The following is a 23,745-nucleotide window of genomic DNA, read 5'->3' on the forward strand; positions in this document are numbered from 1 at the left end:
GCGAACCGGTCAGCGACGCATTCGTACCAGTCCGGACACGGCGCCCAGTGCGGCCGCCCCTGCCAGTGCGTACGAGCACACCAGGAGCGCGTCCGCGGATGAATACGCCCCCGGAGCCCCTTGTGACTCAAGCCGGTTGAGGAAAAGTGCGCCGAAGGCCGCGACACCGGTCAGCTGGCCGAGCTGAGCGACCGTCGAGAGCAGGCCGCTGGCGTCCGCGGCGTCCTCGGGCCGCACCGTGGAAAGCGCCCGGGTGAGCGTCGGGCTGAAGCCGAGGGCGAGGCCCACGCCAATGCCCACGAAGGCCGCATACAGCCACGGGCTGCCCTCCCCGCCGTCGCGAAGGACCAGGCCCACGGCGAGCGCCGACACCGCGGTGAGCGCGAACCCACCGGGAATCAGCGCGCGTTGGGCCGCCGCGGGCCAGCGCCGCCAGGTCAGGCCGACCGCGCCGAACACCACGGCGGTCGGCGCGAACGTGAGCCCGGCACGCAACGCGCTGTAGCCGAGACCGCCCTGGATGTGCAGGGTGAGAACGAAGAGGAAGCCCGCGTTGACCGCCATCACCACCGCGATCCGGAAGACCGCGAGGCCCATGCCCGGGATGCGCAGGACCCGCGGCGCGATCAGCGGCGCCCCGCCACCGCGGGAGATCCGGGACTCGTAGCCGCAGAAGAGCGCGAAGACGACCGCTGCCGCACCGAGGGAGAGCCATGACCACAGCGGCCAGCCCTTCTCCTGGCCGAGCACCAGCGGCACGGTGAACAGCGAGACCGCGGCGCCAAGCAGCACAAGCCCCGGCAGATCGAGCCCGCGGGCCCGCTCCGCCGCCGCCTCCCCGGCCCGCTCCCTCGCCGTCTCCCCGGCCCGCCCGGCGCCACCGCCGCCGTCGCGCGGCAGCACCCGCCCCGCCACGACGAGCAGGGCCACGCCGACCGGCACGTTCACCAGGAACACCGGGCGCCAGCCGGTGCCGAACAGATCGGCGCTGACCAGGATTCCGCCGAGCACCTGGCCCGCCGCGGCCCCGATCGCGAGGACCGCCGAGTACGCGCCGAGGGCCCGCGTGCGCGCCTCGCCGGTGAAGTTGCGCTGGATCAGGCTGAGCACCTGCGGGATGAGCAGCGCCGAGCCCGCGCCCTGCAGCAGCCGGAAGGCGATCAACTCGCCCGTGCCCTGGCTGAGTCCGCAGGCGAGTGAGGCGACGGTGAAGACCGCGAGCCCCACGAGATACATCCGCCGGTGACCGACGCGGTCGCCGAGCCGCGCGCCGGTGATCAGCAGCACCGCGTACGTGATGGTGTAGCCGGCGATCACCAGCTGCAACCCGGCGCCGGACGCGCCGAGTTCGTCGCGGATGGTGGGGGCGGCGACATTGACGATGAAGACGTCGAGCAGCGCCATGAACTGGGCCGCGATGACGACCGCGAGCAGCCGTCCGGGGCGGTTGTCAGTGCCAGGGGCTTTACTGAGTAGGTGACTTGGACCAGTGGGATCGGTCGGAGTTGCCGTTGCCATGGCAGCGAGCCTGCGTGCGGCTCGGTACGGGTAACGAGAGCCTGCCGATGCTGGTACTGACAGCACCTGGCAGCGCTCGGCGCGGGCACGGACGATGGGGGATGTGACGACGATGGGGACGACTCAGCGACGGCGGCCGGAGCTCGCCGCCTTCCTGCGCAGCCGCAGGGCCCGGGTGACACCGGCCGATGTGGGCATGCCGCCCGGCCTGCGCCGCCGCACCCCGGGCCTGCGCCGCGAGGAGGTCGCGCAGCTCTCCGGGGTGGGCGTCACCTGGTACACGTGGCTGGAGCAGGGCCGCCCCATCAACGCCTCCGCGCAGGTCCTGGACGCCGTGGCGCGCACGCTGCGTCTGGAGCAGCCCGAGCGCGAGCATCTCTACCACCTGGCCGAGGTGCCCTATTCGCCGGACCCGGAGTGCGCCGCCAAGGCCGTCGGCCCGGAGATCCAGGGCATCATCGACGCCCTCGATCCGCACCCGGCGGTGGTCTACAACGCGCGGTACGACATCCTCGCCACCAACCCCGCCTACCGCGACCTCTTCTTCGTCCCGCAGGTCGCGGCCCTCGGCGTACCGAACGTGCTGTGGACGCTGTTCATCGTGCCCGACCCCGTGTGCCCGCTGGTGTACCGGGAGACGGAGCTGCCGGTGATGGTGGCGACGCTGCGCAGTGCGTACGGCCGGCATGTGGGCGAGCCCGCGTGGGAGGCGTTCATCCGCCGCCTGTCCTCCGCGAGCCCGCTCTTCGCCGAGTTGTGGGAGAGCGGGAACGTGGCGCCGCCGGGACCCCGTGTGAAGACGTTCCGGCACGAGGCGGTCGGCGAGCTGCGGATGACGTCGGTCTCGCTGTCCATCAACGGCATGCCGGAGTGCCGGATCGTCGCGTACACACCGGACGACGAGGAGAGCAGGCAGCGGACGGCGCGACTGCGCGAGATGCGGGAGCCGCTGTGGCCCATAGAACCGATAGAACCGATGGGCCCCATGGAACCGACGGACCGATAGCGGCCCCAGGGGCCCCGGGAACGGAAAATCCCGCCCTCTGATGAGGACGGGATCCGGATTGTGGAGCTAAGGAGAATTGAACTCCTGACCTCCTGCATGCCATGCAGGCGCTCTACCAACTGAGCTATAGCCCCTTGCGTTCTCCCCGCTCGGCGGGCGAACAAGAAGAACTTTAGCCTGCGACCAGCCGGAATGTGAAATCCGGGTCCGGCCGCCCGCCGAAGCGGCTCCGGGGCGCTCAGTCGTCGTCGCCGAGCACCGGTTCCGGCAGCGTTCCCGCGTTGTGTTCCAGGAGGCGCCAGCCGCGCGCGCCCTGGCCGAGGACGGACCAGCAGCAGTTGGAGAGCCCGCCGAGGCCCTCCCAGTGGTGGGACTCCAGGCCGAGGAGGCGGCCGATGGTGGTGCGGATCGTGCCGCCGTGACTGACCACCACGAGCGTGCCGTTGTCCGGCAGCTTCTCGGCATGGCGCAGGACGATGGGCGCGGCCCGGTCGGCGACCTCGGTCTCGAGCTCGCCGCCGCCGCGGCGCACCGCTTCGCCGCGCTTCCACGCGGCGTACTGGTCGCCGAAGCGGGCGATGATCTCGTCGTGCGTCAGGCCCTGCCACTCACCGGCGTACGTCTCCTGGAGACCCTCATCGTGCGTGACGGGGAGGTCGGTGATGGCGGACAGCTCATCCGCCGTGGCCGCGGCCCGCTTCAGGTCGGACGCCACGATCGCGTCCGGCTTCAGCGAGGCGAGCAGCCGGGCGGCGCGCCTGGCCTGCGAGACGCCGGTGTCGGTCAGCTCGATGTCCGTGGAGCCCTGGAAGCGACGCTCCAGGTTCCACGCCGTCTGGCCGTGCCGCCACAGGATGATCCGGCAGCCGCGGTTGCTCACCGAAGCTCACCGTCCAGGTCGGCCTCCTCCGCGGCCCGCTGCTCGGCGTGCTCGGCGGCCTTGCCGCGGGTCGCCTTGGCGTCCTCGGGCAGGTCGATCTCGGGGCAGTCCTTCCACAGCCGCTCGAGGGCGTAGAAGACACGCTCCTCGCTGTGCTGGACGTGCACCACGATGTCCACGTAGTCGAGGAGGATCCAGCGGGCGTCGCGGTCCCCCTCGCGGCGGACCGGCTTGGCGCCGAGCTGCTTGTTCAGCTGCTCCTCGATCTCGTCGACGATCGACTTGACCTGGCGGTCGTTGGGCGCGGATGCGAGCAGGAAGGCGTCCGTGATCGACAGCACGTCGCTGACGTCGTACGCGATGATGTCGTGCGCGAGCTTGTCGGCCGCCGCCTGCGCGGCGGTGGTGATGAGCTCGATGGAGCGGTCCGTGGCGGTCACAGTTGAGCTTTCCTTCGGAGGGCAATACCTCCCCAAGGGTCTCACGGACCGCCGACAGCACCCCCGGCGTTTTTTCGATCACCCTGTCTGCTGCGTCACCCCGGCGGTGTTCCCGGCCGGGGCGACGCAGCGGACAGCGCTCGTCTCAGCCCGTCTTGTAGTCCTGGCCGAGCACCACCGAGACATCCGCGTTCGGTGCGGTCTTGCCCTTGCGGACCGCGCTCTCCGGCAGGCCGAGGGTCTTGGCGACCTCGGCGGCCTGCGCCTTCTTGGCCGCGTCGGCGTACGTGACCTGCGACGCCGCCTGGGCGACCGAGCCCGCGCCGCTGTCGACGAAGGTGTAACCGCCGTTGACCAGGGAGATCCGTGCGTCCTGTCCCGCGCCCTTGGTCCCGGAGGCGTTCTTGACGCCGACCCGCAGGGCCGCGTCCTTGTCCGGGCTCTTGACCGCGCCGCCCAGGACGTTCTCGACGACGCTCTCGCCGGCCTTCTCCGACAGCGTCCCGTCCTGCTGGACCGGGAGCAGCTGCGTGGCGTAGTCGCCGCCCTTGGCGCGGTCGGCGAGCTTGGCGAGGAAGGCGCCCAGGTCCTTCTCCTTGAGCGAGGGGTCCAGGATCTGGGCGAGGGACTGCACAGTGGTCGTCGCGGCCTGCGGGTCGGAGGACAGCTTCCGCAGGACGCCCTGCATGACCGCGCCGAACCGGCCGAGCTGGTCCGTCTCGGACTCGCCGGATGCCCGGTAGGTGGCGTACGCGACGGCCATCGGGCCGCTCAGGGTCTGCTGCTCGCCCTTCTTGACGAGCGGGGCCTCGCCCTTCTTCGCCTTGGGGTCGGGCACATTGGCGTTCGTGTCGATGTCGATGTTGCCGACGAGCTCGACGAGGTTGTTCAGGTAGGGGGTGTCGAGGCGCCAGGTGCCCTCGACCCGGGTGCCGAGCAGCGCGTCGATCGACTCGCGCGTACCGGTCGAACCGTCGTCGTCGACCGACTTGCCCAGGGTCGTCCCCGTACCGTCGTCGTCCGTCACGGAGAGGGAGTTGGGCAGCAGCACGGTGGTGCCGCGCTTGGCGGTGGTGTTGTTCACCAGGAGCGCGGTTGAGGTGCCGCCGCCCTTGGTGTTGTGCAGGTGGACGACGATCACGTCGCGGTTCTGCGGTCCTGCCGCGGCGCCGCCGCCACCGGTCTTGTCGTCCGAGAGGCCGGGCAGCTTGCCCGCGTACCAGAGATAGCCGACGCCGCCCGCGATGACGAGCGCGAACACCACGATCAGCACGACGACCCGGGAACGCCCGCGCCGCTTGGCCTCCTCGCGCCGCTCGGTGCGGCTCTCGGTGAACTTCAGCCAGTCGATGACGTCTTCGGATTCCTCGTCCGGCTCCTCGATGAACGAGAACTGCTGCGTCTCGTACGCAGGCTCGCGCTCGCGCTCGGGCGCCGGCTCCCGCTCGGGCACCGGCCGCCGCGGCTGCGGCGGTACGGCCTCCGGGGGCTGCCGCGGAGGCTGTTGCTGCTGCGGGATCCAGCCGGTCTGGGTCTGCTGGGGGGCCTGCTGCGACTGCGGCTGCTGCTGCGGCGCCTGCCGCTGGTCGTACGGCGGGTACGAACCGGTGTCGTACGCCCCGGAGTCGTACGGCGGCACGGGAGGCTGCTGCCCCGTCGCGTACGGGTCGTAGCCGTAGCCCTGCGGCTGCTGTTGCTGGTGTTGCTGCTGTTGCCGCGGAGGCTGTTGCTGCTGAGCCCCGTACTGGTCGTACGAAGCCGAGGGCTGCACCTGCTGGTACACCGGCTGCCCGTACTCGTCGTACCCGACGACCTGGTACTGGTCAGCCGCGTACTCGCCCGCATACGGGTCGCCGCCCGCGTACGGGTCGTACTGTCGGTCGTTCACCGGTGCCCCTCTCGGCTCAGTCGCCGCGGTACAGCTCGCGCTTGTCGATATAACGCACCACACCGTCCGGCACCAGGTACCAGACGGGGTCCCCCTTGGCGACCCGTGCACGGCAGTCCGTGGACGAGATGGCGAGAGCGGGCACCTCCACAAGGGAGACACCGCCTTCGGGAAGCCCGGGGTCGGCCAGCGTGTGGCCGGGCCGGGTGACCCCGATGAAGTGCGCCAGGGAGAAGAGCTCCTCCGTGTAGCGCCAGGTCAGGATCTGGCCGAGGGCGTCGGCGCCCGTGATGAAGAAGAGGTCCGTGTCCGGGTTGAGCGTGCGCAGATCGCGCAGCGTGTCCGTGGTGTACGTCGGTCCGCCGCGGTCGATGTCGATGCGGCTCACCGAGAACTGGGGGTTCTCGGCGGTCGCGATGACCGTCATCAGATAGCGGTCCTCGGCCGGGGACACCACCTTGTCGCTCTTCTGCCACGGCTGCCCGGTCGGCACGAACACCACCTCGTCGAGGTGGAACTGCGCGGCGACCTCCTGGGCCGCCACCAGGTGTCCGTGGTGGATCGGGTCAAACGTTCCGCCCATGACGCCCAGGCGGCGCTTGCCCTTGCTGGCCGGGCCGGTACCGGGACCGGTAGGCATGTCCTGCTCTCCCATGCGTGCAGACCCTACCGGCCCGGCGGACGGGCTCCGTTTCAGCGTCCGTTCAGCGGGACCGCTCAGCGGTCCCGGTTGAAGCGCGTGGTGATCCACAGGAGCAGGAGCAGCGCGACGAACGCGCCGCCGCCGGTGATGAGAGGGTTGAGGCTTTCGTGGTTGCCGCCGTGCTCGCCGCCCTCGGAGGCGAGAGTGACCAGCTGGGCGGCGGTGCTGTGGAGGCTCATCTCAGGCAGGACCTATCCGGGGGTGGGATGGACATAAAGACTTCCGGGCCATCGTATGCGGGGGCCACGGCGGAGCTCACGCCGACTCAGCCGTCCCGGTCGGCGCGCTCCTCGGCCTGACTCTGGCTCTGGCCCGGGCTCTCGCCCTGACTCTGGCCCGGCGCCTCGCCTCGGCCCTCGTCCTGGCCCTTGCCCTCGTCCTGACCCTGCCGGTATCCCCGGAGCAGGAACCACCCCACCAGGACACAGCCGACGACCATGACGATCAGCACGACGCGGAGCAGATTGCCCGCCCCCTGCTCCTTGGCGGCCAGGCCGGCCGCCTCCGTGACCCAGTGATGGGCTGCGGCGCTGTGCTCCATGACGGACGACATGACGGACGACTCCATTCGCTGTGCTGCCCTGTCACGGTAACTCCGCCTACGCTGGGACCCACCTCGGGGGCATGACTGGACGAGCATGGGGGATGGGGCATGACCGACGACAACGACCACGGCCACGCGAACGGCGGCCAAGAAAACAGCGGTCACGAGAACGTGCCGAGCCGGCAGCGCAGGCGCTTCCCCGGCATCTCGTCACGGGCGTACGAACACCCGGCGGACCGTTCGGCCCTGGTGGCCCTGCGCAAGCTCAGCGGCTTCGACACGGTCTTCAAGGCCCTCAGCGGACTGCTCCCCGAGCGGAGCCTGCGGCTGCTCTTCCTTTCGGACTCCGTACGGGTCTCCGACGCACAGTTCGCGCACCTCAACACCATGCTGCGGGACGCCTGTTACATCCTGGACCTGGAGAAGGTCCCACCGATGTACGTGAACCAGGACCCGAACCCGAACGCGATGTGCATCGGCCTCGACGAGCCGATCATCGTGGTGACCACGGGCCTGGTCGAGCTGCTCGACGAGGAGGAGATGCGGGCGGTCATCGGCCACGAGGTGGGGCACGCGCTGTCCGGCCACTCGGTGTACCGGACGATACTGCTCTTCCTCACCAACCTCGCGCTCAAGGTGGCGTGGATCCCGCTCGGCAATGTGGCGATCATGGCGATCGTGACCGCCCTGCGCGAGTGGTTCCGCAAGTCCGAGCTGTCGGCGGACCGCGCGGGGCTCCTGGTGGGCCAGGACCTCAAGGCGTCGATGCGCGGCCTGATGAAGATCGCGGGCGGCAACCACCTGCACGAGATGAACGTGGACGCGTTCCTGGAGCAGGCCGCGGAGTACGAGGCAGGGGGCGACCTGCGCGACTCCGTACTGAAGATCCTGAACATGCTGCCGCGGACGCACCCCTTCACCACTGTGCGCGCCGCCGAGCTGAAGAAGTGGGCCGAGACCCGCGACTACCAGCGGATCATGGACGGCCACTACCCGCGCCGCGACGAGGACAAGGACACCTCGGTCTCGGACTCCTTCCGCCAGTCCGCATCCAGCTACGCGGACGATGTGCGGCAGAGCAAGGACCCGCTGATGAAGCTGGTCAACGACATCGCGGGCGGCGCGGGCGACCTGGGCGGCAAGCTGCGCGGGAAGTTCACCGGGGGCGGCGGGCAGGGCGGGCAGAGCGGGCAGGACCGCGGCCCCACCGAGGACAAGTAGCCCTCACATCACAGCCAGCCCCCGCGCAGCCAACCCTCACAGCGAAGGCTGGGCAGTCGCCGCGAGCGACCCGCACAGCGCCGTGGCATCCCCCGTCGCGTACGGATCGGTGCCCGCGGGGCCGCCCGCCTTCGCCTTCTGCCCGGCGAGCAGCGGCCGCAGCTGGTCGGCGGCGTCTGCGGAGCAGGTGAGCGGTCCTGCCTGCATGTGCGAGACGATCAGCTCGGTCTGGCGCATCCGCAGGTCTTCGCGGTCGAAGCGGAACTGCAGCTCGCGGCGGACGGTGAACAGCGAGGCCTTGGCGTGCTCGTCCTTGGCGTCCTTGGCCTCCTTGCCGACGGGCCGCAGGGCGTAGACGAAGGTGTGGTCCGAGGTCACCTCAAGGGTGTCCTTGTCGGTCTCGGTGGCGTGCAGCGTGCCCTGGACGCGGATTCCGGGCGAGGCCAGGGCCACCTTCGTCGGGTCGAACCGCACCAGCCAGCCGGTGGGCGCGTGCCGCCCGTCCGCGGCGGGGTGCGCGAAGCTCTGGTCGAACTGGTCGAGCTGCCGCGGGTCGAGCAGGATCCGCGCGGACCGCACGGTGCCGCCGGTGAGCACGTCCGGGTCGAGCGAGGACTCGACGAGATAGTCCTTGGCGGTGGTCAGGGCGGTCATGACCTGGCCGTCCGAGAAGTGTGAAGTGCCGCGCGACGAGGGCAGGTTGATGCCGGACGCGCCCACCCGGAACTGCGCGGCGGGGCTGTGCGCGTACAGCTCGGCGGGCTTCTCGGCACCCGGCACGGCGCCCTGCGGGGCGAGCGGTATGACCGTCATCCGCAGTGGTTCGGGGCGCTGGGCGACCGGGGCCTGATACGGGTGGCGTACGCCCATGTAGATCGCGGTGCCGAAGGCGACGGCGATCAGCAGGAAGAGGATCACGGCCTGCTTCGAGTAGCTCCGGCGGGCCGCGGCGGGGCGGCGGCGCACCGCACGTGCGTGATCACCCATGCGCTCCTGCGCGGAGTACTCCTGGAGCCGTGCGGCGCGGACGAACGACTCGTCGAAGACGACGGATCGGTACTCGTCCTCGCCACCGGCGGGAGCGCCCTCGGGTGTCCCCTCAGGTGGTTCTCCTGGCCCGGCCATACTTTCAGGGTAGGTCTCCTGGCTGTCAGGTAAACGCGCTGGTGCGCGACAACTTCTGACAAGTTCCTACGGGGTGCGCGGCGCCGCCGAGACCGGCGGCTGACCGTACTCCGCGGAGGCCGAGGGCTCCGTCGATGCGGGCGGCGGGATGCGGTCCTGGCGGCCCGACGAGGCTCCTCGGTAGACCGCGGTGAAGGCGAGGGCGACCATGCCGACGCCCATCAGGAGGGCGAGCATCCAGGCGACGGGGCGGTGCCAGCGGGCCTGGCCGGTGTAGCCGCCAGGACGGCCGTAGCCGTCCTGCGCGAAGTCACGGTCGTAGACGTCGTCGAGGTCGGGGTCGTGGCCGAACTCTCCGCCGTCGTCCGGGCCGAAGCCGTCTTCGTAGAGATCGTCGTCCGGCGATTCGCGTCCTGGACCACGGGTGCGGGCCCGGCGGGCCTCGGCCTCGGAGGCCTCGGCGCGCGCCTGGGCGGCGGCCAACAGCCGCTCCACCGCGGTGGGTTCATGAACCTCGGCGGCCTTGACGAAGGCCTCGTCGAAGACCACGGAGGCGAACTCTTCGTCCGCACCCCCGCGGTCGCGGTCGTCGTCGGGCTCCCCGCCGTCAGGAAACGACGGCGTGCCCCCCACGTCCTCCGGCACCCTTCCAGCGTAGCCCCGGAAGGGGCAATCTGGGCAGACGGTACGGGAATTCAGCCGATGCTCCGCGGGGGCGGCTTCAGCGGATGTGACCGTCGCCGGTGACGATGTACTTCGTCGAGGTCAGCTCGGGCAGCCCCATCGGGCCGCGGGCGTGCAGCTTCTGCGTGGAGATGCCGATCTCGGCGCCGAAGCCGAACTGGCCGCCGTCGGTGAAGCGCGTGGAGGCGTTCACGGCGACCGTCGTGGAGTCCACGAGCTGCGTGAAGCGGCGCGCGGCCTGCTGCGAGGTGGTGACGATGGCCTCCGTGTGCCCCGAGGTCCACAGCCGGATGTGCTCGACCGCCTGCTCCAGGGAGTCGACGATGCCCGCCGCGATGTCGTACGAGAGGTACTCGGTCTCCCAGTCCTCGGTGGTCGCGGGCACGACGGTGGCCTTGGACGCGTCGGCGTAGGTGAGCACACGCTCGTCCGCGTGCACGGTGACGCCCGCCTCGGCCAGCGCGTCCAGGGCGCGCGGCAGGAACGCGTCGGCGATGTCCGCGTGCACGAGCAGCGTCTCGGCGGCGTTGCAGACGCTGGGGCGCTGCGCCTTGGAGTTGATCAGGATGTCGACGGCCATGTCGATGTCGGCCTTCGCGTCCACGTAGACATGGCAGTTGCCGGTGCCGGTCTCGATGACCGGGACGGTGGACTCCTCGACGACGGTCTTGATCAGCGAGGCGCCGCCGCGCGGGATGAGCACGTCGACGAGGCCGCGGGCGCGCATCAACTCCCGTACGGAGTCACGGCTTTCACCCGGGACGAGCTGGACGGCGTCGGCGGGAAGTCCGGCGCCGTGCACCGCGTCGCGCAGCACCCGCACGAGCGCCGTGTTCGACTCGTACGCCGATGACGAGCCGCGCAGCAACACCGCGTTGCCGGACTTGAGGCAGAGGGCGGCCGCGTCCACGGTGACGTTCGGACGGGCCTCGTAGATGATCCCGACGACGCCGAGCGGGACGCGGACCTGGCGCAGGTCGATGCCGTTGGGGAGCGTCGAGCCGCGGACGACCTCGCCGACCGGGTCGGGCAGGGCGGCCACGTCGCGCACGTCGGCGGCGATGGCACGGACCCGCTCGGGGGTGAGGGTGAGCCGGTCGACGATCGACTCGCTGGTGCCGGCCTCACGGGCGCGCGCGGTGTCCTTGCCGTTGGCCTCGACGATCTCGGCGGTGCGCACCTCGAGCGCGTCGGCGATCGCGAGCAGCGCGTCGTCCTTGGCGGCGCGCGGCAGTGGCGCGAGCGTGGCGGCGGCGCCGCGGGCGCGGTAGGCGGCCTGGGCGACCGGCGAGAGGTTGTCGTAGGGCGAGACGGGCGAGAGGGACGTCATGTCCGCAGGGTAATGCGCGGCGGGCGCGGTCCACCCCCTGTTTCAGCAGCCGAGACCGCGGTGCTCACGACGGCTCAAAAAGGGTGGACGCCCACCGGGGTCGCGGGCAGGGGGCCGTACCCTTCCGCGATCCGCTGGTGATAGGTGTCGCGGTCGATCACTTCGAGCCCCACGATCTCCCACGGCGGGAGCTGCGCGCTCTGCCGGTGCTCGCCCCAGAGGCGCAGCGCGACGGCGGCCGCGTCGTGCAGGTCCCTGGCCTCTTCCCAGTAGCGGATCTCCGCGTGGTCGGGCGCGTACCTGCTGGTCAGCAGAAAGGGATGGTCGTGGGCGAGCTGTTCGAGGCCGCGTCGGACCTCCTTGAGGGGGGCCTCGGCTCCCGAGACGCTCAGCGTGACGTGCCACAGACGGGGCGCCTCCACCGTCTCGCCCTCCCTCTCGTCCGTCTCGGGCAGCTCATCCGTCCCGTCCGTCTCGCCCGCCGCTCGCGTGCCACCCGCGTACGTCGCCCCCGCGGCGACGCTCGTCAGGGCCCGCTCGGCCGACCCGCGGGACGCCGCCCCTGGGCGCACTCGTCTCACGACGGCCTCCTTTACTCAATGGTGGTGCCGATACGCAACGGTCGTGCGGAAGTGTCTGGAACAAAGTTGAGCAGGCCAAGCGCCCCCGCGGGGCGGTTTTGGGGAGTTTCACCTCGCAGGGGCCGGTCGGCGCGGCGCGTTCGCGCCTGTTTTCGGCCGAGGCCCCCGAGGGCTTCTGTGGCTGCTGGTACGGCGGAACCACCGACCGCCCGGGGGCGTGCGAGAGGCTAGTGGTGCAGCAGGACCAGGTCGTCGCGGTGCACGACCTCCCGCTCGTACGCCGGTCCGAGCTCCCGCGCGAGCTCCCGCGTGGAACGGCCGAGCAGCTGCGGCAGCTCCTTGGCGTCGAAGTTCACCAGGCCGCGCGCGACGGCACGCCCCGCGGCGTCCCGCAGCTCCACCGGGTCGCCCGCGGAGAAGTCGCCCTCGACGGCCGCGATGCCGGCGGGCAGCAGCGACTTGCGCCCCTCGACCACCGCGCGCACCGCCCCTTCGTCGAGGATGAGCGCGCCCTGCGGCTCGGATGCGTGCTGCAGCCACAGGAGACGGTCGGCGGAGCGGCGTCCCGTGCGGTGGAAGTACGTCCCCGTGTCGCGGCCCGCCAGGGCGTCCGCGGCCTGGCTCGCGGAGGTCAGGACGACCGGGATCCCGGCGGCCGCGGCGATCCCCGCCGCCTCGACCTTGGTGACCATGCCGCCGGTGCCGACGCCCGCCTTGCCGGCGCTGCCGATCTGGACGTGCGCTATGTCGGCGGGCCCTGTGACCTCTGAGATCCGGGAGGTACCCGGCTTGGCCGGGTCACCGTCGTAGAGGCCGTCCACGTCGGAGAGCAGCACCAGCAGGTCGGCGCGGACCAGATGGGCGACGAGGGCGGCGAGCCGGTCGTTGTCGCCGAAGCGGATCTCGTCGGTCGCCACGGTGTCGTTCTCGTTCACCACGGCAAGCGCGCCCATCGCCAGGAGCTGGTCGAGGGTGCGCGAGGCGTTGCGGTGGTGCGCGCGCCGCGCCATGTCGTCGGAGGTGAGGAGCACCTGCCCGACGCGTACGCCGTAACGCGCGAAGGAAGCGGTGTAGCGGGCCACGAGAAGGCCTTGCCCGACGCTGGCGGCCGCCTGCTGCCGCGCGAGGTCCTTGGGCCGCCTGCGAAGCCCCAGCGGCGAGAGCCCGGCGGCGATGGCGCCGGACGAGACGAGCACGATCTCGCGCTCGCCGCCGCTGCGGCTCTTGGCGAGCACGTCGACGAGGGCGTCGACACGGTCGGCGTCCAGACCTCCCGCCGCGGTGGTCAGGGACGAGGACCCGACCTTGACGACAACCCTGTGGGCCTCTGCGATGCCCGCCCTTCTCCCACCACCACCCTCAACCGAAGCCCTTCGGGCAGCCCCTTCATCCATACTTGCCCCTGCCACGTCTACCCCAATGGTCCCTGCGCGCTTGGACCTGCAATCTACGCGAGTGCGGACAGCCGGTGCCCGCTTGTTCCGAAGGGCGGACCCGCACCCCTGAGGGGAATCAGGCCTCTCAGGTTCCGTTACCTTTGCCCCTGTATCCGGTGATTGTGATCACGGAAGATTGCTACAGAGCCGCCGCACGTCATACGGTCAGTGGTCGACCTCCCCCCGTCCGATCCCCCCGATCCCCCCGATCCCCCGCCAGGAGCCCAAGCCCGTGCCCTCTGCCGGACTCGCCCCACGCCGCATCGCACAGCTCTCCGCGCTGTTCTCGATGTTCGCGCTCTTCACGGCCCAGCTCGTCAGCGCGCTGGTCCCGTATGTCCCGGTGTTCGTCGCCGCGTCGGCAGCGAACCTCGCGCTCGACGTCTATCTGCAGTACAAGCAGCCGGGGCTCCTCTCCCTCCTTGGCAAGATCCGCTTCGACGTCACGGTGCGGCAGCTCCTGCGCGACATGCTGATCCTGGTCGGCCTGCTGCGCATCGACGGCATCGAGCCGCTTGCCGAGCAGTCGCCGCTGACGATCTCGCTGCTCGCCTTCTACTTCCTGCACTTCGGCTGCCAGGCCACCGCCATACTGGTGCGCCGCAGCCGCCAGCTGCCGATCGTCACGCGGAACATCGACGCCTCCCCGCTGCACCTGACCGCGGCCCCGCCGCGGATCCTGGCCCGCCGCCAGGCGCACCGCCTCCTGACGTTCTCGATCCCCACCACGGTCGGCCTGGTGATCACCGCCGCCACGACGGACGCCTACTGGGGCGGCATCGGCCTCGGCGTCTCCATCGCCATGATGGGCATCGGCGCGATCTACCTCGCCACCTGGCTGCTTCCCAAGAAGCGCGCGAAGAACGACCAGCGGGTCATGGAGTGGCTCGACGAGTGGCTTGCCGAGTACCAGCCGACCGTCGCCATGTACTTCTCCGGCGGCACGACGTCCGCGTACCAGGCCAACATGTGGCTCTCCACGCTCTCCAAGCTCGACGGCAAGCCGCTGATCGTGCTGCGCGAGCGGTTCATGGTGCAGAAGATCGACGCGACGGACGTCCCGATCATCTGCTTCCCGAAGGTCGCGACGATGTTCTCCCTGGAGACCTCGACGCTGAAGATGATGCTGCACCCGGCGAACGCCGCGAAGACCTCGCAGGTCCTGCGCATCCCCACGATCAAGCACGCCTTCATCAACCACGGCGAGAGCGACAAGCTGTCCTCCTGCAATCCGTACGCGAAGGCGTACGACGAGGTGTGGGTGGCGGGCCCCGCCGCGCGCGACCGCTACCAGGCCGCCGACGTCGGCGTCGAGGACAAGGACGTGGTCGAGGTCGGCCGCCCCCAGCTGTCCCCGATCCTGCCGTACACGGGCGCCCCCCAGGGCACGTACACGACCGTTCTGTACGCCCCCACCTGGGAGGGCTGGGACGGCAACCCCGGCAACACGTCGGTGACCCTCGCGGGCGAGAACATCGTCCGGAACCTCCTCGCCGACGACGGCGTACGCCTCATCTACAAGCCGCACCCGATGACCGGCTCGCAGGACCCGCGCGCGGGCGCCGCCAACGAGCGCATCAAGGCGATGATCCGCGAGGCCGCCGCCCGGCGTTCCGGTCCCCGCCCGGGCCCGGAGGCCGCGGCCGAGCTCGAACTCCGCGCCGCCGAGCTGGACAAGCTGACCTCCACCGCGTTCCGCAAGGGCGTGGACGAGATGGAGCGGATGATGGTCCAGGGCACGCCCGACGGTGACCAGCAGGCCGCGGTCGCCGAGGCGACGGCGGCCTGGGAGGCGGCGTACTGGGCGTCGTTCCCCGAGTGGGAGCACCAGATCATCACGACCGCGCGTCCGGCGATCTTCTCCTGCTTCAACCAGGCCGACCTGCTGATCAGCGATGTCTCCTCGGTGGTCTCGGACTGGCTGTCCAGCGAGAAGCCGTACGCCGTCGCCAACACGTCCGGCATGTCCGAGACGGACTTCCGCACGAGCTTCCCGACGGTGAGCGCGGCCGCCATCCTCACCCCGGCCGCCGAGGAAGTCCCGGCCCTCATGGAGTCCGTCCGCTCCCCGGAGAAGGACACCCACGCCGAGGCCCGTGCCGCCCTCAAGGAGCACCTCCTCGGCCCCTCGGACCCGCCGTCCCTGGTCCGCTTCAACGAGGCGGCGCTCGCCCTGTCGGCCAAGGCCGACGAGCGACGGCTCCGGATGGCCACCCGCATCGACGCGGAAATCCCCGGCCAGCGGGCCGCGGAGGACGCGGCGGAGGAAATGGAGTCCGAGGCTCCTGCCGAGCAGAATGGCGCGGAGGACTCAGTCACGGCTTAGTGCCCCGTAAGGGGCGCGGGGAACTGCGCGACAAGCCCCAACGCACCTGCACGGTACGGAACAAGAGGAGGGCCCCGGAGCCAAAGCTCCGGGGCCCTCCTCTCACTGCTTAAGGCGCACCGCCTAGAACGGCTCGAAGTCGTCGTACTCGGCGTCCGCGTCATCCCGCTCCGCGTCCCGGTCCCGGCGGCGCTGAGCGGCCGGACGGGGCGCCTCCAGGCGGTGGTCCTCGCCACGCCGGCCCAGCATCTCCGCGCCCGCCATGACGGACGGCTCCCAGTCGAAGACGACCGCGTTCTCCTCGGGGCCGATGGCGACGCCGTCGCCCGTGCGCGCGCCCGCCTTCATCAGCGCTTCCTCGACGCCGAGCCGGTTCAGCCGGTCCGCGAGGTAGCCGACGGCCTCGTCGTTGTTGAAGTCGGTCTGGCGCACCCAGCGCTCCGGCTTCTCGCCGCGCACGCGGTAGATGCCGTCGTCGCCGAGCGTGACGGTGAAGCCCGTGTCGTCCACGGCCTTGGGCCGGATGACGATGCGGGTCGCCTCTTCCTTCGGCTTCGCCGCACGGGCCGCGCCCACCAGCTCGGCGAGCGCGTACGACAGTTCCTTGAGGCCCTTGTGGGCGACCGCCGACACCTCGAAGACGCGGTAGCCGCGCGCCTCCAGGTCGGGCCGGACCATGTCCGCGAGGTCCTGTCCGTCGGGTACGTCGATCTTGTTCAGGACGACGATGCGCGGACGGTTCTCAAGGCCCGCGCCGTACTGGCGCAGCTCCTCCTCGATGATGTCGAGGTCGGAGACGGGGTCACGGTCGGACTCCAGCGTCGCCGTGTCCAGGACGTGCACCAGGACGCTGCACCGCTCGACGTGCCGCAGGAACTCCAGGCCGAGGCCCTTGCCCTGGCTTGCGCCCGGGATCAGACCGGGCACGTCGGCGATCGTGTAGACGGTCGAACCGGCCGTCACCACACCGAGGTTGGGGACCAGCGTCGTGAAGGGGTAGTCCGCGATCTTCGGCTTGGCCGCGCTCAGGACCGAGATCAGCGAGGACTTGCCGGCGCTCGGGTAGCCAACGAGGGCGACATCGGCGACGGTCTTGAGCTCCAGGACGACATCACCCGCGTCGCCCGGCTCACCGAGGAGCGCGAAGCCCGGCGCCTTGCGGCGGGCCGATGCGAGCGCCGCGTTGCCGAGGCCGCCGCGGCCGCCCTGCGACGCCACGTACGTCGTGCCCTGGCCGACCAGGTCGGCGAGGACGTTGCCGTCCTTGTCGAGGACGACGGTGCCGTCCGGCACGGGCAGGACCAGGTCCTGGCCGTCCTTGCCGGAGCGGTTGTCGCCGGCGCCGGGCATGCCGTTGGTGGCCTTGCGGTGCGGCGAGTGGTGGTAGTCGAGCAGCGTGGTGACCGACTGGTCGACGACCAGGATCACGTCACCGCCACGGCCGCCGTTGCCGCCGTCCGGGCCGCCGAGCGGCTTGAACTTCTCACGGTGGACGGAGGCACAGCCGTGGCCCCCGCTACCCGCGGCGACATGCAGCTCGACGCGGTCCACGAAGGTGGTCATGGGATGTGCCTCCAGAAACGTACGAAAGGTTAAGGGCGAAATGCCCTAGGTGTAACACGCGAAAGGCGGACCCGCTTCCCATACGGAGTCCGTACGGGAAGTGAGGTCCGCCTCGCGAAGAACGTGTTCTACAGAAGCCTGATTCAGGCGACCGGAACGATGTTCACGACCTTGCGGCCACGGTGGGTGCCGAACTCCACCGCACCGGCGTCCAGCGCGAACAGGGTGTCGTCCTTGCCGCGGCCGACGCCCGTGCCCGGGTGGAAGTGGGTGCCGCGCTGGCGGACCAGGATCTCACCGGCGTTGACGGTCTGACCGCCGAAGCGCTTCACGCCGAGCCGCTGAGCATTGGAATCGCGCCCGTTCCGAGTGGACGATGCGCCCTTCTTGTGTGCCATCTTGTCTCAGTCCCTTACTTCGCAGCCGTGGGGATACCGGTGACCTTGATCGCCGTGTACTGCTGGCGGTGACCCTGGCGACGGCGGTAGCCGGTCTTGTTCTTGTAGCGAAGGATGTCGATCTTCGCGCCCTTGTGGTGGTCCACGACCTCGGCCGTGACCTTGATACCGGCAAGCACCCACGGGTCGCTCGTCACGGCGTCGCCGTCGACAACGAGCAGGGTCGAGAGCTCGACCGTGTCGCCAACCTTGGCGGTGGGAATCTTGTCAACCTCAACGATGTCGTCGACAGCAACCTTGTGCTGGCGACCACCGCTGCGCACGATGGCGTACACGCGGATCTCTCTTTCGCTCGGAACGGTGCCCCCGCAGTCCAGCCGTCCACGAAAGCGGGCGGCCTCTCCCGAGCCCGAAGCCGGGAGGAAAAGGTTTACAGGGGGTGGCGGTGCATAGGAACACGCCGACGGTCAAGGTTACGGGGCTCGCCCGGAAGGGTCAAACCGGCCCCGTACCGCCCCTCACGTCGTCGTCTTCTCACCGTCCGGCGGCAGCGGCTTGACGCCCTTGCACAGGTCGGTGGTGTCGGCGCTGCCCGGCCAGGCGACAGTGCGTACGCGGTCGAAGTGGGAGCGGTACGTGTCGTGCACCGAGTCGTCGTCGACCTTGACGATCGCCTCGTCGTTCTCGCGCAGGGCCGGTGCCGTGTAGTTCTGCGAGCCGGTGAAGGAGAGCTTGTTCCGCTTGCCGTCGTACACGCCGTCGATGAGCAGGTACTTCGAGTGGATGATGTAGGGCGTGACCAGCTTGGTGCCGGGATTCAGCGGGTCCCGGTCGTCGTTGAAGCAGCGCACGGAAGGCCCGCCGGACTTGTGCAGCGCCTCCCAGGTGCCGGGCGTGCCGCCCTGGCTCTTGGCGCTGTCGGTCTCGGCGTAGACGATGCTCACCGAGCAGCCGGCCTTCTTCAGGGAGACGAGCTTGTCGGCGATCTGCTGCCGGGTGATCTTGAATATCGAGGCGCGGACCTTGGTGCGCTGGGTCACCCCGGCCGAGTCCTTGTAAGTGCACTGCACGTTGTTCAGGACCGAGTACATCGTGTCGGTCTCGTTGACCGTGCCGGCGCGCGGGAAGAAGTACGCCTTGAAGAGGCCGCTGCTGACCGTGCGGTAGTCCCAGTTCCGCCAGTCCTTGCCGAGCATGTCGGTGAAGTAGTCGGCGTACGCGTCGTACAAGGTCGGGTTGTCCGGCAGCAGCAGCGCGTCGTTGAAGAACTTCGTGTGCGCCGACGGAGTGGAGTTCGACGTGGTCTGTACGACGACGTCCCTGGCCCCCTCGACCTCCGAGAACAGCCAGAACTTGTTGTGCATGATCGACTGGCCGTACTTGGGATCACCCAGGCAGGACTTGCCTGCCGGGCAGAGCGACACGAAGGACGGCTGGCTCTTGTCCGTGCCGAGCGCCGCGGCGAGCGTGCTGTAGGACGTGTTCGCGGGGCGGTCGCTCCTGCTCGACTCGTCGAGCAGGATCTGTACGCGGACGCCGCGGTCGTTGGCTGCCACGAGCGCGTCCACGACCGAGGCCTCCCAGACGTGGTAGACCGCGACCTTGATCGTCGATCCTGGCACCGCGGAGTCCGTCAGCTCGATCAGGCGGGTGCGGATCGCGTACTGCTCGTCGGCGCTGCCCAGCGGATCGTTGAAGATCGGGCCCTCGGTCCACATCGGCGTGTCCGCGGCCGCCGTGCCCATGGCGCTGACGGTCTGGATCCCCGCAGCCGAAAGGACGGTGGCCAGCGCGACGGCCTGGCGTCCGCCCTTGATCTGCTTCACGGCACGGTGACGTCCCGTGCCTCTCAGGCGCTTGTGCGCCATCGGCGCTCCCTCCCCTTTCACGAACCCGACGTTTCCCCAAACGTCACGTTCGCGTGTTCCTCCATCAACCGCATGAGTTTTACAGGTACTTCACCGCCCCCCAAGAGGGCGGGTGGCACGAACGTGGCTGCCGTGACGCTTCGGTGATCTTACGTACGAAGGTCCGTCCCACCTGTGCGACGTGCTGGAACGCCAGTGCCCCCGGCTCGGCGGAATGCGCCGTGCCGGGGGCACAGGGTCGTGCGTACGTGCGGACCGTGACGGAGGGTCAGCCCTCGTCGCCCGCGGAGGCGTTGACGCCGGACGGCGCCTGCTCCGCCGCTGCGGTCTTCTTCGTCGCCTTCGACGCCTTCTTGGCCGTCGTCTTCTTGGCGGCCGTCTTCTTGGCCGCGGTCTTCTTGGTGGCGGCCTTCTTCGCGGTCGCCTTCTTGGCCGTCTTGCGCGCCGCCTTCTTGGCCGGAGCCGCTTCCTCGGCGGGGGCCTCGGCCTCCGCCTGCTCGGCAGGCTTCTCGGCGGCCTTCTCTGCGGCCTTCTCCGGCGCCGGGACGACCAGGAAGGCAGCGTCCTCGGACGCGGTCGGCGCCGTGGCCTTGCGCACCGCACGGCGGCGCGGACGGGCCGGGGCGGCGTCGGCAGGGGCCTCGGCCACCGGCTCGGCGACGACCGGCTCGGGGGCCGGCTCAGCGACCGGCTCGGCCTTGGGCGCCTCGGTGACGATCACCTCGGCGGCCTCCGGCTCGGCGCTCTGCGCGGACTTCGGCGAACCGGCCGGCGACGTCGCCTTGCGGGTCGCACGACGGCGCGTACGTCCCTTCGGGGCGGCGTCATCGGCAGGTGCCTCGGCCTCGACGACCGGGGCTTCCACGACCGGGGCCTCGACCACAGGGGCCTCGGCCTCCGGAGCGACCTCGACCTCGACCTCGGCCTCCGCCTCGGCCTTGGCGGCCTTCGACCTGCCACGCCGCTCCGACCTGGGCGCGGTCTCCGCCTTCGGGGCACCGGCCGGAGCCGACGCACGCCGGGTCGCCCGGCGCCGCGAACGGCCACGGGAAGCGGCGGCCTCGGCCTCGTGCGCGCTGCTGTAGAGCTCCTCGTCGGGCACGAACTCCGGCTCGGGAAGCGCCACCGGGGCGGCGACCTCCGCGGCGACCTCGGCCTCGGTCTCGACAACCTCGGCGCTCTCGACGACCTCGTGCTCGTGAGCGTGGTCCTGCTGCTCGGCGCCGCCGCGCCCGCGCTTCTTGCGCTTGCCGCCGCCACCGGCGGAGGTCGGCTGCTCCATGTGCACGATCACGCCACGGCCGTTGCAGTGGACGCAGGTCTCGGAGAAGGACTCGAGCAGGCCCTGGCCGACGCGCTTACGGGTCATCTGCACGAGACCCAGCGAGGTGACCTCGGCGACCTGGTGCTTCGTACGGTCGCGGCCCAGGCATTCGAGCAGCCGCCGCAGGACCAGGTCCCGGTTGGACTCCAGGACCATGTCGATGAAGTCGATGACGACGATGCCGCCCAGGTCGCGCAGGCGCAGCTGGCGCACGATCTCCTCGGCCGCTTCGAGGTTGTTCCTCGTCACGGTCTCTTCGAGGTTGCCGCCCTGGCCGGTGAACTTGCCGGTGTTGACGTCGACGACGATCATCGCCTCGGTCTTGTCGATCACCAGCGAGCCGCCGCTGGGCAGCCAGACCTTGCGGTCGAGCGCCTTGGCGAGCTGCTCGTCGATCCGGTACGTCGCGAAGACGTCGACCTCGGAGGTCCACTTCGAGAGGCGGTCCGCCAGGTCGGGGGCGACGTGCGAGACGTAGCCGTGGATGGTCTCCCACCCCTCGTCACCGCTGACGATGACCTTGGAGAAGTCCTCGTTGAAGATGTCGCGCACGACACGGACGGTCATGTCCGGCTCGCCGTACAGCAGGCTCGGCGAGCTCGTCGAGGTCTGCTTCGCCTTCTTCTGGATCTCTTCCCACTGCTGCTGCAGACGCTCGACGTCACGACGCAGCTCGTCCTCGCTCGCGCCCTCGGCGGCGGTGCGCACGATGACGCCCGCGTCCTCGGGGACGATCTTCTTGAGGATGGTCTTCAGACGCGCGCGCTCGGTGTCGGGCAGCTTGCGGCTGATGCCGGTCATCGAGCCCTCGGGGACGTACACGAGGTAGCGGCCCGGCAGCGAGACCTGGCTGGTCAGACGCGCGCCCTTGTGGCCGATCGGGTCCTTCGTGACCTGCACGAGGACCGACTGGCCCGACTTCAGGGCCGACTCGATGCGGCGCGGGCCGTTGGCCATGCCAAGAGCCTCGAAGTTGACCTCACCGGCGTAGAGCACCGCGTTGCGGCCCTTGCCGATGTCGATGAACGCGGCCTCCATGGACGGCAGCACGTTCTGGACCTTGCCCAGGTAGACGTTGCCGACGTACGAGGTGGCCTGCTCCTTGTTGACGTAGTGCTCGACGAGCACGTTGTCCTCGAGGACGCCGATCTGGGTGCGCTCGCCGCTCTGACGGACGACCATCACGCGCTCGACGGCCTCGCGGCGGGCCAGGAACTCGGCCTCGGTGATGATCGGGACGCGGCGACGGCCCTGCTCGCGGCCCTCGCGGCGGCGCTGCTTCTTGGCCTCGAGGCGGGTCGAGCCCTTGATGGACTGGACCTCGTCGGCGCCGGTGCCGGGCTCGCGCTCGGCATCCTTCCCTCGCCGTTCCCTGGGCTCCCGGACCTTGACGACCGTACGCTCCGGGTCGCCGTCGGCGGCGGACTCGGCCTCACCGGAGTCACCGGCACGGCGACGACGGCGGCGACGGCGACGGCTGCTGCTGGAACCGGCACCCGATCCGTTGTCCTCGGCGCCGTTCTCCTCGGCCTGCTCGGCGTCGGACTCGGCCTCTGTGTCGACGGCCCGCTCCTCCTGCTCGGCGCCCTCGTCGGACTCGGTGTCCTGCTGCTCGCCCTCGGCGTCGGCGGACTCACCGCGGCGGCGGCGACGGCCACCACGACGGCGACGACGGCCGTGCCGCTCACCGGCGTCCTCGGCATCCTCGCTGTCGCCGGTGTCCTCGGCCTCGGCCTCGGCGGGCTCCTCCGCAGGCTCCTCGGCCTTGGGCGCGGCCTTGGCGGGCTCGCGCTCGGCGGCGGGCTGCTCGTCGGCGGCCCGACGGCGGCGGCGACGGCGCGGTCCCGTCTCCTCCTCCGCCACGGGCGCGGCGACGGGCTCGACCTCGACCTCTTCCTCGACGGGCTCCTCGGCCTGCGCGGCGGCGGCAGCGGCGGCCGCCCGCTCCGGGGTCTGGAACATCGGCTCGGCGAACACCGGCGCCTGGAAGACGGCCACGGCGGGCCGCGCGGGCTTCCGGCCGGAGTCCTCGTCGGTGTCGGCCTGCGCCTTGCGGGTCTTCTGCGGGGCGGGCGCCGAGAAACCGGCGGCGGCCTTGCGGGTGGCGCGACGGGGCCTGCGGCCACGGGGCGCCTCGTCCTCGGCGGGCTCGGCGGCCGCGCTCTCGGCGGGTTCGGCGGCCTTCGGCTCTGCCACGGGCGCGGCCTCGGCGGCAGGTGCGGCCTCGGCGGCGGGCGCGGACGTGGAGCGGGTCGCTCGGCGGCGGGCGCGGCGCGGGGCGGCGTCACCGGCCTCCGGCTGCGGCTCGGGCTCGGCGGCGGTCACGGGCTCCTCGTCCTGCGAGGCGGCCGGCTCGGCGGCGGGCGCCTCGACGGCGGCCTGCGGCGCACCGGCCGGTGCGGAGGCACGGCGCGTCGCACGGCGACGCGGACGGGCGGCGGCCGGAGCGGCCTCCTCGGCCTCGGTCTCCACGGCCTCGGTCTTCGCCGGCTCGGTCTTCGCCGGCTCGGTCTTCGCGGGCTCGGCGGCGGGAGCCTCGGCCTCTGCGGCCTGCGGCGCACCCGCGGGTGCGGAGGCACGGCGAGTGGCGCGACGGCGCGTACGCGGGGCGGGCTCGGCCACCGCGTCGGCCGCTACGGCCGCATCGGTGGTCTCTTCGGTCTCATCGGCGGCGGGGGCGGCCGGTATGGCCGGCGCCGAGGCCTTGGCGGCACCCGCGGGCGGGCCCGCGGGACGCGACGCCGCACGGCGCCTGCGGCGCGGCGGCAAGGTGTCGCTGGGGGTGTTGTTGTCCGAGCCCTCAGTGGGTTCGTTCGGCTCAAGCATGCGGGCGGTTCTCCCGTCAGGCCCCCGGGCGCCGCGCCTGGTCCGGTGATGTCCGCGGCCCTCGCTATGTCCTACGCGGGGCCG

General features: G+C 70.9%; 20 protein-coding genes and 1 tRNA gene. 3 read left to right on the forward strand and 18 right to left on the reverse strand.

Annotated features, from left to right (window positions below; genetic code table 11):
- Window positions 1-9: 9 nt before the first annotated feature.
- Window positions 10-1,518: an MFS transporter gene (locus tag AB0G47_RS07780; protein ID WP_360765301.1), complete on the reverse strand. Its 1,509-nt coding sequence runs from the start codon at window positions 1,516-1,518 to the stop codon at window positions 10-12.
- 112 nt (window positions 1,519-1,630) lie between these two features.
- Between AB0G47_RS07780 and AB0G47_RS07785 the strand changes: the two genes are divergently transcribed.
- Entirely contained in the window at window positions 1,631-2,524 is an 894-nt protein-coding gene (locus AB0G47_RS07785) for a helix-turn-helix transcriptional regulator (RefSeq protein WP_360765303.1), read from the forward strand.
- A 61-nt stretch (window positions 2,525-2,585) separates the two neighbouring features.
- On the opposite strand, the gene AB0G47_RS07790 is transcribed toward AB0G47_RS07785, so the two are convergent.
- From AB0G47_RS07790 to AB0G47_RS07820, 7 genes are all read right to left on the reverse strand, one after another.
- Window positions 2,586-2,658: transfer RNA gene (locus AB0G47_RS07790), tRNA-Ala, on the reverse strand.
- 104 nt (window positions 2,659-2,762) lie between these two features.
- Complete coding sequence (locus tag AB0G47_RS07795; RefSeq protein ID WP_360765306.1) at window positions 2,763-3,404, reverse strand: histidine phosphatase family protein; 642 nt, start codon at window positions 3,402-3,404, stop codon at window positions 2,763-2,765.
- Window positions 3,401-3,844 (reverse strand): ribosome silencing factor, encoded by a 444-nt coding sequence (rsfS, locus tag AB0G47_RS07800; protein ID WP_266867032.1) that lies wholly within the window; start codon window positions 3,842-3,844, stop codon window positions 3,401-3,403. Before rsfS ends, AB0G47_RS07795 begins: the two co-directional genes overlap by 4 nt.
- Window positions 3,845-3,989: 145 nt before the next feature.
- Window positions 3,990-5,732: an LCP family protein gene (locus tag AB0G47_RS07805; RefSeq protein WP_360765308.1), complete on the reverse strand. Its 1,743-nt coding sequence runs from the start codon at window positions 5,730-5,732 to the stop codon at window positions 3,990-3,992.
- A gap of 16 nt (window positions 5,733-5,748) precedes the next feature.
- Window positions 5,749-6,387: a nicotinate-nucleotide adenylyltransferase gene (gene nadD, locus AB0G47_RS07810; protein WP_266867029.1), complete on the reverse strand. Its 639-nt coding sequence runs from the start codon at window positions 6,385-6,387 to the stop codon at window positions 5,749-5,751.
- A 62-nt stretch (window positions 6,388-6,449) separates the two neighbouring features.
- Entirely contained in the window at window positions 6,450-6,614 is a 165-nt protein-coding gene (locus tag AB0G47_RS07815) for a hypothetical protein (protein ID WP_266867027.1), read from the reverse strand.
- 86 nt (window positions 6,615-6,700) lie between these two features.
- Window positions 6,701-6,988 carry a hypothetical protein gene (locus tag AB0G47_RS07820; protein ID WP_360766622.1) on the reverse strand — a complete coding sequence of 96 codons (288 nt, stop codon included), beginning with the start codon at window positions 6,986-6,988 and terminating at the stop codon, window positions 6,701-6,703.
- A 99-nt stretch (window positions 6,989-7,087) separates the two neighbouring features.
- Here AB0G47_RS07820 and AB0G47_RS07825 point away from each other — a divergent pair, with 99 nt between their 5' ends.
- Window positions 7,088-8,200 carry a M48 family metallopeptidase gene (locus AB0G47_RS07825; protein WP_360765311.1) on the forward strand — a complete coding sequence of 371 codons (1,113 nt, stop codon included), beginning with the start codon at window positions 7,088-7,090 and terminating at the stop codon, window positions 8,198-8,200.
- A 36-nt stretch (window positions 8,201-8,236) separates the two neighbouring features.
- Here AB0G47_RS07825 and AB0G47_RS07830 read toward each other — a convergent pair whose 3' ends face one another.
- The 5 genes from AB0G47_RS07830 to proB all read right to left on the reverse strand — a co-directional run bounded on the left by AB0G47_RS07830 (window position 8,237) and on the right by proB (window position 13,254).
- Window positions 8,237-9,325 carry a hypothetical protein gene (locus tag AB0G47_RS07830; protein ID WP_360765314.1) on the reverse strand — a complete coding sequence of 363 codons (1,089 nt, stop codon included), beginning with the start codon at window positions 9,323-9,325 and terminating at the stop codon, window positions 8,237-8,239.
- Window positions 9,326-9,391: 66 nt separating this feature from the next.
- Window positions 9,392-9,970, reverse strand: a complete 579-nt coding sequence (locus AB0G47_RS07835; RefSeq protein WP_360765316.1) for a hypothetical protein — start codon at window positions 9,968-9,970, stop codon at window positions 9,392-9,394.
- 76 nt (window positions 9,971-10,046) lie between these two features.
- On the reverse strand, window positions 10,047-11,339 hold the full coding sequence (locus AB0G47_RS07840) for a glutamate-5-semialdehyde dehydrogenase (RefSeq protein WP_360765319.1): 1,293 nt from the start codon (window positions 11,337-11,339) through the stop codon (window positions 10,047-10,049).
- Window positions 11,340-11,413: 74 nt separating this feature from the next.
- A complete protein-coding gene (locus AB0G47_RS07845) occupies window positions 11,414-11,920 on the reverse strand; it encodes a hypothetical protein (RefSeq protein ID WP_360765322.1) in 507 nt (168 codons plus the stop codon).
- A gap of 227 nt (window positions 11,921-12,147) precedes the next feature.
- Entirely contained in the window at window positions 12,148-13,254 is a 1,107-nt protein-coding gene (gene proB / locus AB0G47_RS07850; protein ID WP_360766521.1) for a glutamate 5-kinase, read from the reverse strand.
- A gap of 334 nt (window positions 13,255-13,588) precedes the next feature.
- Here proB and AB0G47_RS07855 point away from each other — a divergent pair, with 334 nt between their 5' ends.
- Window positions 13,589-15,682 carry a hypothetical protein gene (locus AB0G47_RS07855; protein ID WP_360765325.1) on the forward strand — a complete coding sequence of 698 codons (2,094 nt, stop codon included), beginning with the start codon at window positions 13,589-13,591 and terminating at the stop codon, window positions 15,680-15,682.
- A 123-nt stretch (window positions 15,683-15,805) separates the two neighbouring features.
- On the opposite strand, the gene obgE is transcribed toward AB0G47_RS07855, so the two are convergent.
- From obgE to AB0G47_RS07880, 5 genes are all read right to left on the reverse strand, one after another.
- Window positions 15,806-17,245 (reverse strand): GTPase ObgE, encoded by a 1,440-nt coding sequence (gene obgE, locus AB0G47_RS07860; RefSeq protein WP_360765328.1) that lies wholly within the window; start codon window positions 17,243-17,245, stop codon window positions 15,806-15,808.
- 143 nt (window positions 17,246-17,388) lie between these two features.
- Window positions 17,389-17,643: a 50S ribosomal protein L27 gene (gene rpmA / locus AB0G47_RS07865; RefSeq protein ID WP_030362615.1), complete on the reverse strand. Its 255-nt coding sequence runs from the start codon at window positions 17,641-17,643 to the stop codon at window positions 17,389-17,391.
- Window positions 17,644-17,657: 14 nt separating this feature from the next.
- Window positions 17,658-17,978, reverse strand: coding sequence for a 50S ribosomal protein L21 (gene rplU, locus AB0G47_RS07870; protein ID WP_223774625.1), 321 nt, complete (start codon window positions 17,976-17,978; stop codon window positions 17,658-17,660).
- Between the two features lie 183 nt (window positions 17,979-18,161).
- Window positions 18,162-19,511, reverse strand: a complete 1,350-nt coding sequence (locus AB0G47_RS07875) for a phospholipase D-like domain-containing protein (RefSeq protein ID WP_360765331.1) — start codon at window positions 19,509-19,511, stop codon at window positions 18,162-18,164.
- A 268-nt stretch (window positions 19,512-19,779) separates the two neighbouring features.
- Window positions 19,780-23,661 carry an Rne/Rng family ribonuclease gene (locus AB0G47_RS07880; protein WP_360765334.1) on the reverse strand — a complete coding sequence of 1,294 codons (3,882 nt, stop codon included), beginning with the start codon at window positions 23,659-23,661 and terminating at the stop codon, window positions 19,780-19,782.
- Window positions 23,662-23,745: the final 84 nt, after the last annotated feature.

The organism is Streptomyces sp. NPDC021622 (genome assembly GCF_040640795.1).
Taxonomy (GTDB): domain Bacteria; phylum Actinomycetota; class Actinomycetes; order Streptomycetales; family Streptomycetaceae; genus Streptomyces.

What these genes read in the sequence shown, in the direction of transcription:
- AB0G47_RS07780 (WP_360765301.1), bottom strand. Translation starts at nt 1,518, where the DNA reads ATGGCAACGGCAACTCCGACCGATCCCACTGGTCCAAGTCACCTACTC.
- AB0G47_RS07785 (WP_360765303.1), top strand. Translation starts at nt 1,631, where the DNA reads ATGGGGACGACTCAGCGACGGCGGCCGGAGCTCGCCGCCTTCCTGCGC.
- nadD (WP_266867029.1), bottom strand. Translation starts at nt 6,387, where the DNA reads ATGGGAGAGCAGGACATGCCTACCGGTCCCGGTACCGGCCCGGCCAGC.
- AB0G47_RS07815 (WP_266867027.1), bottom strand. Translation starts at nt 6,614, where the DNA reads ATGAGCCTCCACAGCACCGCCGCCCAGCTGGTCACTCTCGCCTCCGAG.
- AB0G47_RS07820 (WP_360766622.1), bottom strand. Translation starts at nt 6,988, where the DNA reads ATGTCGTCCGTCATGGAGCACAGCGCCGCAGCCCATCACTGGGTCACG.
- AB0G47_RS07825 (WP_360765311.1), top strand. Translation starts at nt 7,088, where the DNA reads ATGACCGACGACAACGACCACGGCCACGCGAACGGCGGCCAAGAAAAC.
- AB0G47_RS07830 (WP_360765314.1), bottom strand. Translation starts at nt 9,325, where the DNA reads ATGGCCGGGCCAGGAGAACCACCTGAGGGGACACCCGAGGGCGCTCCC.
- AB0G47_RS07840 (WP_360765319.1), bottom strand. Translation starts at nt 11,339, where the DNA reads ATGACGTCCCTCTCGCCCGTCTCGCCCTACGACAACCTCTCGCCGGTC.
- obgE (WP_360765328.1), bottom strand. Translation starts at nt 17,245, where the DNA reads ATGACCACCTTCGTGGACCGCGTCGAGCTGCATGTCGCCGCGGGTAGC.
- rpmA (WP_030362615.1), bottom strand. Translation starts at nt 17,643, where the DNA reads ATGGCACACAAGAAGGGCGCATCGTCCACTCGGAACGGGCGCGATTCC.
- AB0G47_RS07875 (WP_360765331.1), bottom strand. Translation starts at nt 19,511, where the DNA reads ATGGCGCACAAGCGCCTGAGAGGCACGGGACGTCACCGTGCCGTGAAG.
- AB0G47_RS07880 (WP_360765334.1), bottom strand. Translation starts at nt 23,661, where the DNA reads ATGCTTGAGCCGAACGAACCCACTGAGGGCTCGGACAACAACACCCCC.